Genomic DNA, 16,671 nt, shown 5'->3' on the forward strand with positions numbered 1-16,671 from the left:
GCGTGTCGCTTCCCGACCCCGCCCGCGTGCGCCGGCACCACCGGCCCACCGACCACACCGACCGGCTGTGGTCGGTACGCACCCAGTTGCTCGCGCCGATCCTGGTGGCCACGGTCGGTCTGGTGGTGCTGGGGACCACCCAGACCGCCACCGCGCTGGACGCCTCCGCCGACGCGGACCGCGCCCGGGTACTCGCCGGCACCGCGACGGCCACCGTGCGCCTGGTGCACGAGCTGGAGCGGGAACTCGGCGAGACGGCGGCCCTGCGCCAGCGGGGCGGCTCGACCGGCCGTCCCCTCGTCGAGGCGCAGCGGCGGCGGGTCGACACCTCCGTGGAGCGTTACCGCGGTGCCAGCCGGGACGCCCGCCGGGCCGCCCCGGACCTCGGCCAGGTGCTCGACGGCGCCGACGCGCAGCTCGGCCAGCTCGCCCCGGCCCGCCAGGCCGCGCTCAACGCCACCACCGCCGACCCGACCTACCTGGCGCTGGTCGAGTCGCTGCTCGCCGTCGCCGACGCGCTGCCGGCCCAGGTCCGCGACCGGGACCTGGCCAACGGGGCCCGGGAGGTGGCGGCGGTGGCCGCCCAGGAACACCTCGCCGCCCTGGAACGCGACCTGCTCCGCACCGTCTTCGTGCGGGGCGCGCTGGCGGACGGGGAACTGGTCCGCCTCGGCCAGTTGCGCGGCGCGCAGGAGCAGCGCCAGGCCGAGTTCTCCCGGATCGCCGGCGGGCGGTCGACGGCCGCGTACGCCCGGCTGGTGACCGGCACCGACGTCTCCACGGCGCGGCGGATGCGGGACAGCGCGCTCAACGCGGAGACCGAACCGGGCGGGCTGCGGACCGACGGCGACGCCTGGTACGTGGCCCAGAGCGGCGCCATCCGCCGGTACAACCTGCTCGGCCGGGAACTGTCCGAGGAACTCGACCGCCAGGCCGCCGGCCTGGCCCGGGACGCGCGGCGGCGGGCCCTGGTCACCGGCGGCGCGACCACCGCCGTCGCGCTGGCGTCGCTGACCGCCGCCGCGCTGCTCGCCGTGCGGACCAGCCGCCGGCTGCGCCGGCTGCGGGTCGCGGCGCTCACCATGGCCCACCGCGAGCTGCCGGAGCGGATCACCGCGATCGCGGCCGGCGACGGTACGCAGACCGAGGGCGCGGCCACCCGGCTCACGGCCGGCATCCGGCAGGGCCGGGACGAGGTCGCCCAGGTCGCCCAGGCGTTCGACACGGTGAACCGGGCCGCGCTGCGGCTGGCCGGCGAGCAGGCCGAGCTGCGGATGGACGTGACCCGGATGGTCGAGGCGCTGGCCCGGCGGATCCGCACCCTGATCACCCGGCAGCTGCGCCTGCTCGACGAGTTCGAACGCGAGGAGACCGATCCCGACGCCCTGGCCCGGCTCTTCGCGCTGGACCACCTCGCCGCCCGGATGCGGCGCAACGGGGAGAACCTGCTGGTCCTCGCCGGCGGCGAGCCCGGCCGCGCGCACGAGGGCGCCCACCTGCTGGCCGACGTGATCCGGGCGGCGGCCTCGGAGATCGAGGAGTATCCCCGGGTCGAGGTCGACGTGCCCACCGTCGCGGTGCACGGCGACGCCGTCGGCAACCTCGTCCACCTCCTCGCCGAGCTGCTGGAGAACGCCACCGTCTACTCGCCGCCGGACGCGCCGGTGCACGTCGACGGCCGACGCACCATCGACGGGCTCACGCTGCGCGTGCACGACCGGGGCATCGGGATCAGCGACAGCCGGCTCGCCGCGATCAACGAGCGGCTGCGCGTCCCCGCGATGCTCTCCAGCGCCGCCGCCGGCAGCATGGGCCTGCACGTGGTGTCCCACCTGGCGGCCCGGCACGGCGTGCGGGTGCACCTGTACGCCACCGGCGCGGGCACCGTCGCGCAGGTGGACATCCCGGAGTCGGCGCTGACCCGGGTCGAGTCGGTCGCCCCGCGGCCCGCCCCGCAACGGCGTACGCCGGAGCCCGCCGCCGCGGCCCCCTGGTTCCGGCCACCGTCCACCCGGGCCGTCCCGCCCGTGTCGACCGGCGCCCGCCCGGGCGAGTCGGGTGACCCGGCCGCCCTGCCCGACATGGCCGGCCTCCACGGCGCGCCGACGGTCACGCTCCCGGTGTTCAAGGCGGGGCCGGCCGGCTCCGCCACCGTGCCGCCCCCGCCGTTCTCCGTCCCCGCGCCGCCCCCGCCGGGCCCGGCGCCGGCCTCCGCCACCGGGGTCGGGCTGCCCCGCCGCACCCGGGGCGGCCAACTCCCGGCCGCGCTGCACGACGCCCCCGCGCCGCCGCCGAAGGACGACCTGCTCGACCCCGAGCTGGTGCGCTCCCGGCTCTCCGCGCTCGCCGAGGGCGTCGCCGCCGCGACGCGACGTACCCAGCAGACGACACCCCCCAGGAGAACCCCATGACCCCATCCGCGAGCGCCGGCCTCGACTGGCTGCTGGCCAACTTCGCCGAGCAGGTGCCGGACGTGTCGCATGCCCTCGCCGTCTCCGGCGACGGGCTGCGGCTGGCGGCCTCCCCCGACCTCGCGCCGGACCAGGTGGACCAGCTCTCCGCCGTGATCAGCGGCCTGGCCAGCCTGACCGTCGGCGCCGCGCGGCTGATGTCCGCCGGCCGGGTACGCCAGCAGATCGTCGACATGGACGGCGGGGTGATGCTGGTGATGGCGGTGGGCGAGCGCGCGCTCGTCGGGGTGCTGGCCGCGCCCGGCTGCGACCTGGGCCAGATCGGCTACGAGACCGCCATGCTGGTCCAGCGGGTGGCGGAGGCGCTGGAGCCGGCGGTCCGGGCGTGACCGGACGGCCCCGACGGCTGCTGGCGGCCCTGCTGGCGGCCCTGCTCGCCGCCGGCTGCGGCACGTCCGAGGCCGGGCCGCAGCCCTGGCACGGCGGTCGCATCTTCCTCGCCACCGGCAACACCACCGGCGTCTACTACCAGCTCGGCGGCGGCTACGCGGACGTGATCAGCCGCCACCTGCCCGGCTACGAGGCCCGGGCCGAGCCGACCGGGGCGTCGGTGGAGAACATCAACCGGCTGGCCAGCGGCGACATGGAGATCGCGTTCAGCCTCGCCGACACGGCCGCGGACGCGGTGCAGGGGCGCGGGGCCTTCGAGGGCCAGCCCCAGCCCGTCCGGGCGCTGGCCCGGGTCTACAGCAACTACACCCACGTGATCGTCCGGGCCGACGCGAAGATCACCGCCCTGTCGGGGCTGCGCGGCAAGCGGGTGTCCACCGGCTCCCCGAAGTCCGGCACCGACATCATCGCCGGGCGCCTGCTGACGGCGGCCGGCCTCGACCCGGACCGCGACGTCCGCCGGGCCACGCTGTCGCTGCCGGAGACGGTCAAGCGGATGCGGGCCGGCACGCTCGACGCGATGTTCTTCTCCGGCGGCCTGCCCACGCCGGGCATCGCCGACCTGCTCTCCAGCGCCCCGGGGACGTTCGCGCTGCTGCCGATCGCCGACCTCATCGAGCCGCTCGGCGCCCGGCACGGCTCGGTCTACACCACCGCCGAGCTGCCGAAGGAGGTCTACGGCACGACGAGCGCCACGCCGACCGTCACGGTGGCGAACGTGATCCTGGTCGGCGCCGACATGCCCGACCAGTTGGCGTACGACCTGACCCGGCTGCTCTTCACCTACCAGGCCGACCTGGTCGACGTACACCCGGAGGGCGGCAACTTCACCCGGCGCAGCGCCGCCGGCACCGACCCGATCCCGCTGCACCCCGGGGCGGCCCGCTTCTACCGGGGCGGGTGACCGCGCCGGTCAGGCGTCCGCCGGGGTGGTGGCGGCGCGGGCGGCGGCGACGAGGCGGTCGGTCTCGGCGAGCACGTCGGGGTCGTCCGCCGGGGTACCGGGGTCGAGGCGGACCGTCCAGGTGAGGCCGTCCACGCCCGGCGCCCGCCGCGCGGCGACCCGGCCGGCGCCGCCGGGCACCGGGTGGTGCCGGGTGTACGCCACCGAGCGCGTGACCCGCTCCCGCACCTGGTGCGGCAGCTCACCCGGGTCGAGCAGCAGGTAGGTCTCGGCCGGGCAGTCGGCCACCACCAGGTAGCCGTCGCGCTCGGCGACCCGCTCGGCCGGCGTGACGGTGAGTTCCCGGCCGGACCAGACCGCCTTGAGGATGTCGTGCCAGCCCAGCCCGTGCGGCCGGCCGGGCAGCCAGAGCCCGAGGTTGCTGGCCACCACCACGCCGTCGCCCTCGCCGTTGCCGGCCGCGGCCCAGGCGAGCACCCGCTCGTCGGGGGCCAGCGGCGGCCGGGCGGCCGTCGGCAGCTTCGGCCTGCGGCGGAACAGTCCCATCTACAGCCCTCCCGCGGCCTGCTCGCGCAATGCCCGGGCGTGCTGCTCCAGCGAGAGCAGCTCGCCGAAGGCGGCGAAGTACTCGTCCTTGTTGTTGACCGGGTTGATCCGCTGGATCCGGGACTTCAGATCCCTGATCCGGCCGGTCACCGAGCCCCACTGCAACCGGGCGATCGTGACCGACACGTAGCGCGGGTCGGGGTCGCCGTCGATGCGCAGCGGCTCCACGGCCAACTCGCCGACGAGCGCCCGGGCCGCGAGGTCCTCGCAGGCGTCGCGGACGGACTCGATCCAGACCGCGCCGCCGGTCGCCGTGGCGGCCCCGCCGACGGCCGCGACGGCCGCCCGCACCGCCACGTGCACGGGGTGGCGGTACTCCGACGCCTCGACCGCGTCGAACATCGGCCCGGCCAGCACCGGCTCCTGGAGCGCGAGCTTCAGCGCCTCCCGCTCGACCATCGACTGCGGGTTGTCGACGACCGGCTCGGCCGGGGCGGGGCGGGGCGGCGGCGGGGTGTCCCGACCGGGCGGGGCGGACGCGGCGGCCAGCACGGCCCGCTGCACCGGCTCGATCTCCATGCCGAGGTCGCCGGCGAGCTTGCGGACATACTCCGGGCGCTTCTCCCGGTCCTTGATCTTGGCCACCAGCGGCGCGGCCCGGCGCATCGCCTCCACCCGGCCGTCGACGGTGTCGAGGTCGTACCGGCTGATGACGTGCCGCAGCGCGAAGTCGACCAGCGGCTCGCGGCGGGCGACCAGGTCGCGGACCGCCATGTCGCCCTTGGCCAGACGCAGGTCGCACGGGTCCATGTTGTCGGGGCTGACCGCGATGAAGGTGCGCCCGACGAAACGCTGGTCGTCCTCGAAGGCCCGCAGCGCGGCCTTCTGGCCGGCGGCGTCCCCGTCGAAGGTGAAGATGACCTCGCCGGCTCGTTCGTCGCTGTCGAAGAGCACCCGGCGCAGCACGCCGATGTGGTCCGCGCCGAACGCCGTGCCGCAGGTCGCCACCGCTGTCGGGACGTCCGCCAGGTGGCACGCCATCACGTCGGTGTAGCCCTCGACCACGACCACCTTGCCCTGCTTGGCGATCTCCCGCTTGGCCTGGTCGATGCCGTAGAGGACGTGCGACTTCTTGTAGATCGGCGTCTCGGGGGTGTTCAGGTATTTCGGGCCGTCGTCGTCCTCGAAGAGCTTGCGGGCGCCGAAGCCGATGACGTCGCCGGTGATGTCGCGGATCGGCCACATCAGCCGCCGCCGGAACCGGTCGATCAGCGTGCCGGAGCGCGACGGCCGGGACAGCCCTCCGGTGACCAGCTCGTCGTGGGTGAAGCCCTGCTGGCGCAGGTGCTTGGTGAGCAGGTCCCAGGCGTCCGGGGCGAACCCGCAGCCGTAGCGCTCGGCGGCGGCCCGGTCGAAGCCGCGGCGGGCCAGGAACTCCCGGGCCGGGCGCGCGCCGGCCGTGGTGAGCTGGGCGCGGTAGAACTCCACGGCGGCGGCGTGCGCGGCGACGAGGCGCTGCCGCTGCCCCTGCTGGGGGCGGGGCCGCGGCGCGGCGGAGTCGCCCTCGACGTAGCGCAGCTGGATCCCGGCCCGGGCGGCCAGCCGCTCCACCGACTCGACGAAGCTGAGGTGCTCGGCGTCCATCAGGAACTTGATCGCGTCGCCGCCGGCGCCGCAGCCGAAGCAGTACCAGACGTTGCGGGCGGGCGAGACGTTGAACGAGGGGCTCTTCTCGTCGTGGAACGGGCACAGCCCCTTGAGGTTGCCGCCGCCGGCCGACTTCAGGGTCACCGTCTCCGAGATGACGTCGGCGATCGAGCTGCGCTCCCGGACCAGCGCGATGTCCTCGTCCCGGATCCGCCCAGCCATGTCCGCCACCCCCTCGCCGTACATCCTGCCCTGCCCGGCCGGCGTCGCGCCGCCGGGGGACGCCGGTTGTGGCGACCACCGCCGCCACCTCGGCGGTTCCGCCGGCGCGACCGGGTCACCCCCGGCGGGCCGCGCCGGTCACCGCGGCCGGCGCCGCAGGTAGCGCCGCACCGGCGGCGGGTCCTCCTCCTCGTACGACCGGGCGGCGCGGATCGCCGCGGCCAGGCCGTAGCGGCGGGCCCGGGGCGGCGGGTTGACCGCCGGGTCCCCGGCCATGTCCCGGACCAGCGCGACGGCCAGGCCGAGCATGACCACCACGAACGGCAGCGCGACCAGGATGGTCGCCTGTTGCAGCGCGTCCAGCCCGCCGACCAGCAGCAGCACCGCGGCCACCGCGCCGATCAGGACGCCCCAGACCACGACCAGCGCGCGGTGCGGGCGCAGCGCGCCCCGGGAGGTCAGCGAGCCGAGCACCAGCGCGGCGGAGTCGGCGCCGGTGACGAAGAAGAGCGCGACCAGCACCATCGCCAGCAGGGTGGTCAGGCCCGCCAGGGGCAGGGCCTCGAGCAGGCCGAAGAGCGCCCGCTCGGTGCCCGCGCCGACGTCGGCGACCAGGTCCCGGGTGCCGGTGGCCTGCACCCGCAGGGCGCTGCCGCCCATCACCGCGAACCAGACCACGCTGGCCCCGCTGGGCACCAGCAGCACGCCGACGACGAACTGCCGGACGGTGCGGCCCCGGGAGATCCGGGCGATGAAGATGCCGACGAACGGGGCCCAGGAGATCCACCACGCCCAGTAGAAGATCGTCCAGGAGCCCAGCCAGGCCGGGTCGGAGAACGCGCCGGTACGGGTGGACATGGTGATCAGGTGGCTGAGGTAGTCGCCGACCGACGCGGGCAGCACCTCCAGCGCGTAGATGGTCGGGCCGGCCACGAACACGAAGACCATCAGCGCGACGGCGAGCACCACGTTGGTGGTGGACAGCCACTTGATGCCCTTGTGCAGGCCGGAGAAGGCGGAGACGACGAAGGCCAGGGTGAGGGCGGCGATCACCACCAGCTCGACGGCCGTGCTGTCCGGCACGGGGGTGACCAGGTCCAGCCCGGCGGCGACCTGGAGGGCGCCGAGGCCGAGGCTGGTGGCCGAGCCGAAGACGGTGGCGAAGACGGCCAGCAGGTCGATCGCCCGGCCCACCGGGCCGTCCACCCGCGCGCCGAGCAGCGGCTGGAAGGCCGCCGAGATGCGGTTCTCCCGCCCCTTGCGGAACGTCGAGTACGCCAGCGCGAGCGCCACCACCGCGTAGATCGCCCACGGGTGCAGCGTCCAGTGGAAGAGCGTGTACTGCATCGCCACCGACCCGGCCGCCCCGGTGTTCGGCGCGACGCCGCTGGCCGGGGGCGGCGCGGCGTAGTGCTCGATCGGCTCGGCGACGGCGTAGAAGACCAGGCCGATCCCCATGCCGGTGCTGAACATCATCGAGACCCAGGCGAGGGTGCTGAACTCCGGTTCGTCGTCGTCGGCGCCGAGCCGGATCCGGCCGAACTTCGTCGCGGCGATGACCACCGAGAGCACCAGGAAGGCGTCGGCGGCCACCACGAAGAACCAGCCGAAGGTGCTGATCACCCAGCCCAGGCCGGACTCGCCGAAGCCGGCCAGGGACCCCCGGCCCAGCACGCCCCAGGCCACCACGGCAAGCACGCCGCCGACGCTGAGCGCCAGCACCACCGGGTCGACCCGGCCCACGGCCTGCGGCCGGTCCCGCACCTGCTCGCTCATGGTCACCCCCCGCCCATCCTGCTGGGCACGGGGGCGACACACGGCGATATCGGGCGAACGCCCGCTCCCGGGTGCCCGGGAGGGCCTCAGGCGGGGACAGCGGCGGACTCCTCGGCCTCGACCTGGCGGTTCCAGTCGGTCTTGCTGGCGCGCCAGCCCTCGTCGTCCATGCCCCGGCGCCAGTAGCCGGAGATGGAGAGCCGGTCGCGGGGGACGCCACGCTCCACGCGGAGCAGGCGGCGCAGCTCCTTCACGAAGGTCGTCTCGCCGTGCACGAAGGCGTGCACGTCGCCGGGCGGGAACTCCAGGTCGCGGACCGCCGCGACCAGGGCCTCCCCGACCGGGCGCCCGCCCCGGTGCAGCCAGGTCAGGCGCACCGCTCCCGGGCTGGCCAGCCGCTGCTCCTCGGCCGGGTCGGCGACCTCGACGAACGCGACGGCCGGGGCGCCTGCCGGCAGCCGCTCCAGGGCGGCGGCGATCGCCGGCAGCGCGCTCTCGTCGCCGACCAGCAGGTGCCAGTCGGCGTCCGGGCTCGGGGCGTACGCGCCGCCGGGGCCGACGAAGTGCACCGGGTCGCCGGGGCGCAGCGCGGCCGCCCACGGCCCGGCGAGCCCCTCGTCGCCGTGGTGCACGACGTCGACGGTCAGCTCTCCGGCCAGCGCGTCCCAGGCCCGCACCGTGTACGCGCGCAGCCGGGGCCACTGCTCCCGGGGCAGGTCACGGCGGATCGCGGCGAGGTCCATCGGGCTCGGGTGGTCGACCCCCGGCACCGGGAACACGATCTTGATGTAGTGGTCGGTGAACTCGCCCACCGGCAGGCCGGTCAACTCCTCCCCGCCGAGCACGAGCCGGATCAGGTGGGGGGTGGGCCGCTCGGTGCGCAGTACCCGGGCGGACGTGACCTTCTTCGGGCGCTCCGTCATGCTGGTTAGGCTAACCTAAGTACGTCGGGTCGCCCATTCCCGCCCCTCCGCCGGCCGCACCCCGGGCACGTCCGGGGCCGGACGCCAGCCGCGCGTGCCAGGCCACGGCCGCCGGATCGGTCAGCGAGGCGACCTGGTCGATCACCACCCGGAGCCGGGCGGCGTCGTCCGGCGCGGCCCGCCAGAGCGGGGCGAAGACCGGGTCCAGCGCGTCCGGCGCCCGGCCGGCCAGGGCGTGCACCAGGTCGGCCAGCACCTCCCGCTGCCGCCGGTAGCGGCCCTCGGCGCCGGGGCGGCGCATCACGTACCGCAGGGCGATGCCCTTGAGCAGCGCGCACCGCGCCCGGATCCGCCGGGGCACCACCAGGTCGGCCGCGTACCGGCGGTGCGGGCCGGGGCCGTACCGCTCCTCGGTGGCCGCCACGACGGTCGAGACGAACCGGCCGGTCAGCACGCTGGTGGTCGCCTTGAGCGCGGCCAGCGCGCGGTGGCTGCCGTCGTAGCCGGCCAGCGGGGCGAGCACCGGGTCGTCGAGCAGTTCCCGCAGCACCTCGTCGAGGTCGGCCGGGGACTCGCCGGAGTAGGTGGCCGCGACGTCGGCGCAGAGCGCGGCCCGCTCGTCGGGGTCGTCCAGCAGCGGGCGCAGCGTCACGTACCCGCCGTGGATGCCGTCCTCGACGTCGTGCACCGAGTACGCGACGTCGTCGGCCCAGTCCATCACCTGCGCCTCCAGGCAACGCCGCGCGTCGGCCGCCGCGGCGCCGCCGCCGGACGCGGGCGGGCCGGGCGGGGCGCCGGCCCGCAGCCAGGCGAAGACGGGCAGGTCGTCGGCGTACGCCCCGAACTTCCGCCGGCCCGGACGGCGGGGCCACGGGTACTTGCTGACCGCGTCGAGCGAGGCGCGGGTCAGGTTCAGGCCGGCGGACGTGCCGTCCGGGGCGACCACCTTCGCCTCCAGCCGGGTCAGCACCCGCAGCGTCTGCGCGTTGCCCTCGAAGCCGCCGCACCCGGCGGCCAGCACGTCCAGCGCGTCCTCGCCGTTGTGCCCGAACGGCGGGTGCCCCAGGTCGTGGGCGAGCCCGGCGGTGTCCACCACGTCCGGGTCGCAGCCCAGCCGGGCGCCCATCTCCCGGGCGATCTGCGCGACCTCCAGCGAGTGGGTCAGCCGGGTCCGCAGGAAGTCGTCGGTGCCGGCCGTGTGCACCTGGGTCTTCGCGGCGAGCCGCCGGAACGCCGCCGAGTGCAGCACCCGGGCCCGGTCCCGCTCGTACGCCGACCGCCCGTACCCGGTGTCCTTCGGCGGCTCGCCGACCCAGCGGGCCGTGTCCGGGTCGTCCGGCCCGGGATGCTCAGTCCGCACGCTGCCGCAGCACGCAGAACTCGTTGCCCTCCGGGTCGGCGAGCACGGTCCACCCGACGTCGCCCTGCCCGACGTCGACGTGCCGGGCGCCCATGTCGACCAGCCGCTCGACCTCGGCCTCCTGGTCGTCGGGGCGCAGGTCGAGGTGCAGCCGGTTCTTGGTCTCCTTCTCGTCGGCGGCCGGCACGAAGACGATGCCGGGCAGCCGGTCGGCGGACCGGCGGATCTCCACCTCGTCCGGCTTCTCGGCGACCACCTGGTAGCCGAGTGCCTCGGCCCACCAGCGGGCGAGCCGGGCCGGGTCCCGGGCGTCGACGGTCAGGCTCTCCCAGGCGCTGCTCATGCCGATCAGGTTACGCCCGGGCGGCCCGAACGGCTCGCCGCCGGCGCGCGCCGGACGGGCCCGCAACCTCCGTTCAGACGAGAGTTGTCGGCCGATCGCCGACCGTTACGGGACCCCGGTCCGGCATGGCCGGCGGTAGCGTGCCCGGAGCGGAACGTGACCAGACTGAGGGCCCGACGGTGGGAGTGACACCCGTGGACGCGGACACGATGATGGGAACGGAGTTGCAGGGGTTGCGCCTACGCCGCCCCGAGGTGGCGGGCACGGTGCTGGCGGGCACCGACGGCCTGCTGATCTCCAGCGACCTGCCGCCGACGGACGCCACACACCTGGCGGCGCTCGCGGCGGCGAGTTTCGGCCTCGGCCACCGGGTGGCCGACACCGTGCGGCAGGGGGAGTTCCGGGAATCGGTGCTCCGCACCGCGTCCGGCGCGGTGGTCACCTACCCGGCCGGGCGCAACGCCCTGCTGACGCTGGTCGCCGACGGCGCCGCCGACCTGGAGGCGCTGCACGCCGACGCCCGGGCGGTGGCCCGGCGCACCGGCTCGGTGCTCGACACCCGCCGGCCGGTCGCGGTGCCGCCGATGCCGGAAGCGCCCGCCCCGCTCGCGGCCCGCACCTCCAGGGGCGGCCTGCCCCGGCGCGTCACCCACCACACCTGGCGCCGCCCGCCGATCTGAGCCATGCGGGAGTCGACCGACGATGCGGTCGCGCCCGCACGGCAGCGGCGGCGGATCCGCTCCCCCGGTTCCGCCGCCGGTCTGCCGAACGTCCCCACGTCAGCGGCTGTCGGAGCCGTCCGTCTCCACCGCGGCGCGGCCGGCCTCCAGCCGGGCGACGGGCACCCGGAAGGGCGAGCAGGACACGTAGTCCAGGCCCACCTCGTGGAAGAAGTGCACCGAGTCCGGGTCGCCGCCGTGCTCGCCGCAGACGCCGAGCTTCAGCTCCGGCCGGGCCGCCCGGCCCTCCTCCGCGGCGATCCGGACCAGCCGGCCCACGCCGTCCCGGTCGATCGACTCGAACGGCGAGATGCCGAAGATGCCCAGCTCCAGGTAGCGCCAGAAGAACGCACCCTCCACGTCGTCCCGGGAGAAGCCCCAGCCCATCTGGGTCAGGTCGTTGGTGCCGAAGGAGAAGAACTGCGCCGCCTCGGCGATCTGGCCGGCGGTCAGCGCCGCCCGGGGCACCTCGATCATCGTGCCGATCAGCACCTCGACCGGCTGCTCCCGGGTCACCTCGGCGATGATCCGCTCGGCCTCGGCGCGGACGGTCTCCAGCTCCTGCACCGCCCCGACCAGCGGCACCATGATCTCCGGGCGCGGCGTCACGCCGCTCTTCGCGCACTCGACCGCGGCCTCCACGATCGCCCGGACCTGCATCGCGAACAGGCCGGGGATGACCAGCCCGAGGCGTACGCCGCGCAGGCCCAGCATCGGGTTCTGCTCGTGCATGCGGCGAACGGCGGCGAGCAGTGCCTCCTCCTGGGCCACGTCCTCGCCGCGCTCCTGGGCGACCGCCACGTTGACCGCGAGCTGCTCCAGCGGGGGCAGGAACTCGTGCAGCGGCGGGTCGATCAGCCGGACGGTGACCGGCAGCCCGTCCATCTCCCGGAAGATCTCCACGAAGTCGGCCCGCTGCAACGGCAGCAGCGCGCCCAGCGCGGCTTCCCGCTCCTTCTCGTCGCGGGCCAGGATCAGTCGCTCGACCAGCTCGCGCCGGTCGCCGAGGAACATGTGCTCCGTGCGGCACAGCCCGATGCCCTGCGCACCGAAGCGCCGGGCCCGGGCGGCGTCCGCGGCGGTGTCGGCGTTCGTCCGGACGGCCAGCCGGCGCGCGGCGTCGGCGTGCGACATGATCCGGTGGACGGCCTTGACCAGCGCGTCGTCGGTCTGTTCCGGGTCGAGCTCACCCTCGAAGTACTGCACCACCTCGGAGGGCATGACCGGCACCTCGCCGAGGTAGACCTTGCCGGTGGTGCCGTCGATGCTGACGACGTCGCCCTCGGTGACGGTCTGCCCGGCGACCGTGAACTTCCGCTGCGGGATGTTGATGTCCAGCTCGTCGGCGCCGGAGACGCAGGTCTTGCCCATGCCCCGGGCCACCACGGCGGCGTGGCTGGTCTTGCCGCCCCGCGAGGTGAGGATGCCCTTGGCGGCGATCATGCCGTTCAGGTCGTCCGGGTTGGTCTCCCGGCGGACCAGGATCACGTCCTCTCCCTCGGCGGCCAGCTCGACCGCGCGGGCGGAGGTGAAGACGACCTTGCCCACCGCCGCGCCCGGGGAGGCGCCGATGCCCTTGGCGACGGGCTGGAACTCGTGGTCGAGCTGGAAGCGCGGGAACATCAGCTGGGCGAGCTGCGCGCCGTTGACCCGGTGCAGCGCCTCGTCGAGGTCGATCAGGCCCTCGTCGACGAGCTGGCCGGCGATGACGAACGCCGCCGCGGCGGTGCGCTTGCCGACCCGGGTCTGGAGCATCCAGAGCTTGCCGCGCTCGATGGTGAACTCGATGTCGCAGAGGTCCTTGTAGTGGCCCTCCAGCCGGGCCATGTAACTGAGCAGCTCGTCGTACGACGTCTTGTCGAGCTTCTCCAGCTCCTGCAACGGCACGGTGTTGCGGATGCCGGCGACCACGTCCTCGCCCTGGGCGTTGGCCAGGTAGTCGCCGTAGATGCCCTGGGCGCCGCTGGCGGGGTCGCGGGTGAACGCGACGCCGGTGCCGGAGTCCGAGCCGAGGTTGCCGAAGACCATCGCCACCACGTTGACCGCGGTGCCGAGGTCGGCGGGGATCCGCTCCTGCCGGCGGTACACCACCGCCCGCTCGGCGTTCCACGACTCGAAGACCGCGCGGATGGCCAGGTCGAGCTGCTCGCGCGGCTCCTGCGGGAACTCCCGGCCGGTGTGCTTGAGGAAGATCCTCTTGTACGCGTCGACCAGCCCGCGCAGGTCGTCCGCGTCGAGGTCGAGGTCGTTCTGGGTGCCCTTGGCACGCTTGGCGTCGTCCAGCGCGTGCTCGAACTCCTCGCCCGGCACCTCGCAGACGGTCTTGCCGAACATCTGGATCAGTCGGCGGTACGAGTCCCAGGCGAACCGGTCGTTCCCGTCCGCCTGGGCGCTCAGCCCGACCACGCTGCGGTCGTTGAGGCCGACGTTGAGGACGGTCTCCATCATGCCCGGCATGGAGAACTTGGCCCCGGAGCGGACGGAGACGAGCAGCGGGTCCTGCGGGTCGCCGAGGCGCTTGCCCATCGCCTGCTCCAGCGACGCCAGGTGCGCGGCGATCTGGTCGGCCAGCCCGTCGGGCTCCTCACCGGTGGCGAGGTACGCCTTGCAGGCCTCGGTGGTGATGGTGAAGCCCGGCGGGACCGGCAGGCCGAGGTTGGTCATCTCGGCCAGGTTGGCCCCCTTGCCGCCGAGCAGGTCCTTCAGGTCCTTGTTGCCCTCGGCGAAGTCGTAGACGTACTTGTGTTCCACCGTCTCTTGCGCTGCCACCAGAGCCTCCCACGCGCGCCGGTCCGACACTTAACGAAGGTTCAGTTGCTCCATACCCCCGGGCGGACCACCGGTAATCCCGATGCCATGCCGGCTGGTGGGCGAAGGCTAAGCGAACATCGCGTGGCCCGGGGCCGTTCGGTGACAATAGGCACAGCCATCACGACTATCCGCGTTCGTACCGGTTTTTGGGAACGCTTCCACGTGCACGATCACGCAACTCCGGCCTCCCCCTCGTACTCTTGACGGCACGCATTTCGGTGAACCTCACCTTTGCCATAACAGCCGCGAATACACCCCCGGGAGCCATCGCCGTGCCATCCGTTCCCACCGCCTCGGAGCCGCTCGACCCGTCCGCCATCGGGCCGGACGACCGGGCGCCCGGGCACCTCGACCTGCCGGCCCACGCGCCCGCCGCCGCCGAGCTGGCCCGGGCGGCGGCCCGGACCGCCGGCGACCTGCTCGCCCCGCCCACCCCGGTCCGGCTGGGCGACGTGGTGCCCGCCCCCGAGCTGGTCGCGCCCGACCCGGCCGCCGACTTCGTCCTCACCGCCGAATCGGCCGTCCGGGTGAGCGCCGACGACGCCGTCCGGGCCGTCGGCGAGCAGCTCGCCGCCCTGCTCCGGCCGGCCACCGGCTTCCCGCTGCCGGTCGCCGACGCCACCCGGCCGGAGCCGGCCGGCGGCATCGCGCTGGCGCTGGTCGACGCCGCCGACCTCGGCGCGGAGGGCTACCGGCTCGACGTGGCACCCGACGGGGTACGCATCGAGGCCGCCACCCCGGCCGGGCTCTTCTTCGGCGCGCAGACGCTGCGGCAGCTCCTGCCGGCGGCGATCGAGAGCCCCACGCCGGTCGCCGAGCGCTGGACGCTGCCGGGCGGCTCGATCACCGACCGCCCCCGGTTCGCCTACCGGGGGGCGATGCTCGACGTGGCCCGGCACTTCTTCGGCGTGCCGGACGTGCTCCGGGTGATCGACCACCTGGCCCGCTACAAGCTCAACCACCTGCACCTGCACCTCACCGACGACCAGGGCTGGCGGATCGCGGTCGACTCGTGGCCCCGACTGGCCACGGTCGGCGGGGCGTTCGAGGTGGGCGACGGCCCCGGCGGGCACTACACGCGCGACGACTACCGCCGGATCGTGGCCTACGCGGCGCAGCGGCACATCACCGTGGTGCCGGAGATCGACCTGCCGGGGCACACCCACGCGGCACTGACCGCGTACGGGGAGCTGGCGCCGGACCGGGTCGCGCCGGCGCCGTACACCGGCGCCGAGGTCGGCTTCAGCTACGTCGACCCGGCCAGCGAGCGGACGTACGAGTTCGTCGCCGACGTGCTCGGCGAGATCGCCGCGCTCACCCCCGGGCCGTGGCTGCACATCGGCGGCGACGAGGCGTTCAAGGTGCTCCCCGACGCGTACGCCGCGTTCGTCGAGCGCGTCCAGCGGATCGTCGCCGACACCGGCAAGACGGTGGTCGGCTGGCACCAGATCGCGCCCGCCGGGCACGCCGACGGGCGGGTGCTCCAGTGGTGGGGGACGACGGGCGAGGACCCGGTCACCGCGGACGCCGTCCGCCGGGGCGCCCGGCTGATCCTCTCCCCCGGCAACCACGCCTACCTCGACATGAAGTACGCCCCCGACACCCCCATCGGGCACGACTGGGCGGGCCTGATCGACGTCCGCCGGGCGTACGACTGGGACCCCGCCGCCCACGTGGCCGGCGTTCCCGCCGACGCGGTGCTCGGGGTGGAGGCGCCGCTGTGGACCGAGTCGGTCACCTCGCGGGCCGAGGTCGAGTTCATGTTCTTCCCCCGGCTGCCCGCGATCGCCGAGCTGGGCTGGTCCCCGCGGGCGGCGCACGACTGGGCCGGGTTCCGCGACCGGCTGGCCGGGCACGGCCCGCGCTGGTCCACCGCCGGTATCGCCTTCCACCCCGCCCCGGAGGTGCCCTGGCCGGCGGAGCAGCCGGCTCCGGCCGCGTCCCCGGCGACGATCCCCACCCAGCGCGGCCCCGAAGGGGCGTCCGCCCCGTCCGCCTGACGTCGCACGCCCGGCGGGCCCGCCAACCGGATCGGTGGCGGACCCGCCGGCGCGGCGGCCCAGACTGCGCCCCCACGTCCTGTCGGGCGGCTGCCGACGACCGTTCGGCGACTCCGACGACCTGCGCCGCGTGTGCCGTATGTCCGGTTCACGCCGACCGATATGCCCCGGATGTCGCCGTCGTGTGCGGCCCCGTCCCGTGGCCGGCGCCACCCCGGCGGCGGAATCGTCGGCCGGCCGGGGTCGTTGAACATGGCATACCCGCGGCACTCCCCCGCGCCGCGGCGGCCCGAACGACCGGCGGAATGCGTCGCCGGCCCGGGTCGTTGAGACACCCCGGACGCCCGAGCAGGCCCCGCCGCCGGAGTGATCCGTTCTGACCTTTCCCCTTTCGCGGCACGCCGTTCCCCCGTGCGCGCCGCGCATCCCCCGATCGAAAGGTGCATACGATCATGCGTACCGCTCTGATCCGTAAGGCCGCCCTGACCGCTGCCGGCCTCGCCTTCACCGGCGGCGCCATCGCCGGCCCCGTCACCGCCGCCCACGCCGCCCCCGCCGA

General features: G+C 75.1%; 12 protein-coding genes. 5 read left to right on the forward strand and 7 right to left on the reverse strand.

Features of this window, described 5'->3' with window-relative positions:
• Positions 1 to 2 precede the first annotated feature (2 nt).
• The 3 genes from ABT006_RS32295 to ABT006_RS32305 are packed head-to-tail and all read left to right on the forward strand — an operon-like array spanning position 3 to position 3,765.
• Positions 3 to 2,411 carry a sensor histidine kinase gene (locus tag ABT006_RS32295; protein ID WP_350712265.1) on the forward strand — a complete coding sequence of 803 codons (2,409 nt, stop codon included), beginning with the start codon at positions 3 to 5 and terminating at the stop codon, positions 2,409 to 2,411.
• The gene (locus ABT006_RS32300; RefSeq protein WP_350712266.1) at positions 2,408 to 2,800 is read left to right on the forward strand and encodes a roadblock/LC7 domain-containing protein; all 393 of its coding nucleotides are present in this window, start codon (positions 2,408 to 2,410) and stop codon (positions 2,798 to 2,800) included. Before ABT006_RS32295 ends, ABT006_RS32300 begins: the two co-directional genes overlap by 4 nt.
• Positions 2,797 to 3,765: a TAXI family TRAP transporter solute-binding subunit gene (locus ABT006_RS32305; RefSeq protein ID WP_350712267.1), complete on the forward strand. Its 969-nt coding sequence runs from the start codon at positions 2,797 to 2,799 to the stop codon at positions 3,763 to 3,765. Before ABT006_RS32300 ends, ABT006_RS32305 begins: the two co-directional genes overlap by 4 nt.
• Before the next feature lie 9 nt (positions 3,766 to 3,774).
• On the opposite strand, the gene ABT006_RS32310 is transcribed toward ABT006_RS32305, so the two are convergent.
• From ABT006_RS32310 to ABT006_RS32335, 6 genes are all read right to left on the reverse strand, one after another.
• The gene (locus ABT006_RS32310; RefSeq protein ID WP_350712268.1) at positions 3,775 to 4,311 is read right to left on the reverse strand and encodes a hypothetical protein; all 537 of its coding nucleotides are present in this window, start codon (positions 4,309 to 4,311) and stop codon (positions 3,775 to 3,777) included.
• Complete coding sequence (dnaG, locus tag ABT006_RS32315) at positions 4,312 to 6,204, reverse strand: DNA primase (RefSeq protein ID WP_350712269.1); 1,893 nt, start codon at positions 6,202 to 6,204, stop codon at positions 4,312 to 4,314.
• Positions 6,205 to 6,318: 114 nt separating this feature from the next.
• On the reverse strand, positions 6,319 to 7,956 hold the full coding sequence (locus tag ABT006_RS32320) for a BCCT family transporter (protein ID WP_350712270.1): 1,638 nt from the start codon (positions 7,954 to 7,956) through the stop codon (positions 6,319 to 6,321).
• A gap of 86 nt (positions 7,957 to 8,042) precedes the next feature.
• Positions 8,043 to 8,879, reverse strand: a complete 837-nt coding sequence (locus ABT006_RS32325) for a siderophore-interacting protein (protein ID WP_350712271.1) — start codon at positions 8,877 to 8,879, stop codon at positions 8,043 to 8,045.
• A gap of 10 nt (positions 8,880 to 8,889) precedes the next feature.
• A complete protein-coding gene (locus ABT006_RS32330) occupies positions 8,890 to 10,239 on the reverse strand; it encodes a deoxyguanosinetriphosphate triphosphohydrolase (protein WP_350712272.1) in 1,350 nt (449 codons plus the stop codon).
• On the reverse strand, positions 10,229 to 10,582 hold the full coding sequence (locus ABT006_RS32335; protein WP_350712273.1) for a VOC family protein: 354 nt from the start codon (positions 10,580 to 10,582) through the stop codon (positions 10,229 to 10,231). Before ABT006_RS32335 ends, ABT006_RS32330 begins: the two co-directional genes overlap by 11 nt.
• 194 nt (positions 10,583 to 10,776) lie before the next feature.
• Between ABT006_RS32335 and ABT006_RS32340 the strand changes: the two genes are divergently transcribed.
• On the forward strand, positions 10,777 to 11,262 hold the full coding sequence (locus tag ABT006_RS32340; protein ID WP_350712274.1) for a roadblock/LC7 domain-containing protein: 486 nt from the start codon (positions 10,777 to 10,779) through the stop codon (positions 11,260 to 11,262).
• A gap of 99 nt (positions 11,263 to 11,361) precedes the next feature.
• Here ABT006_RS32340 and ppdK read toward each other — a convergent pair whose 3' ends face one another.
• Positions 11,362 to 14,070, reverse strand: a complete 2,709-nt coding sequence (gene ppdK / locus ABT006_RS32345; protein WP_350712275.1) for a pyruvate, phosphate dikinase — start codon at positions 14,068 to 14,070, stop codon at positions 11,362 to 11,364.
• 359 nt (positions 14,071 to 14,429) lie between these two features.
• Here ppdK and ABT006_RS32350 point away from each other — a divergent pair, with 359 nt between their 5' ends.
• Positions 14,430 to 16,112, forward strand: a complete 1,683-nt coding sequence (locus ABT006_RS32350) for a beta-N-acetylhexosaminidase (RefSeq protein ID WP_350712279.1) — start codon at positions 14,430 to 14,432, stop codon at positions 16,110 to 16,112.
• The last annotated feature ends 559 nt before the right edge of the window (positions 16,113 to 16,671 follow it).

This window comes from Micromonospora sp. NPDC002717 (assembly GCF_040295705.1).
Lineage (GTDB): Bacteria > Actinomycetota > Actinomycetes > Mycobacteriales > Micromonosporaceae > Micromonospora.

Bases quoted from the DNA above. Each gene is read 5' to 3' on its own strand.
- dnaG (WP_350712269.1), bottom strand. From the start codon at position 6,204: ATGTACGGCGAGGGGGTGGCGGACATGGCTGGGCGGATCCGGGACGAG.
- ABT006_RS32325 (WP_350712271.1), bottom strand. From the start codon at position 8,879: ATGACGGAGCGCCCGAAGAAGGTCACGTCCGCCCGGGTACTGCGCACC.
- ABT006_RS32320 (WP_350712270.1), bottom strand. From the start codon at position 7,956: ATGAGCGAGCAGGTGCGGGACCGGCCGCAGGCCGTGGGCCGGGTCGAC.
- ABT006_RS32300 (WP_350712266.1), top strand. From the start codon at position 2,408: ATGACCCCATCCGCGAGCGCCGGCCTCGACTGGCTGCTGGCCAACTTC.
- ABT006_RS32310 (WP_350712268.1), bottom strand. From the start codon at position 4,311: ATGGGACTGTTCCGCCGCAGGCCGAAGCTGCCGACGGCCGCCCGGCCG.
- ABT006_RS32335 (WP_350712273.1), bottom strand. From the start codon at position 10,582: ATGAGCAGCGCCTGGGAGAGCCTGACCGTCGACGCCCGGGACCCGGCC.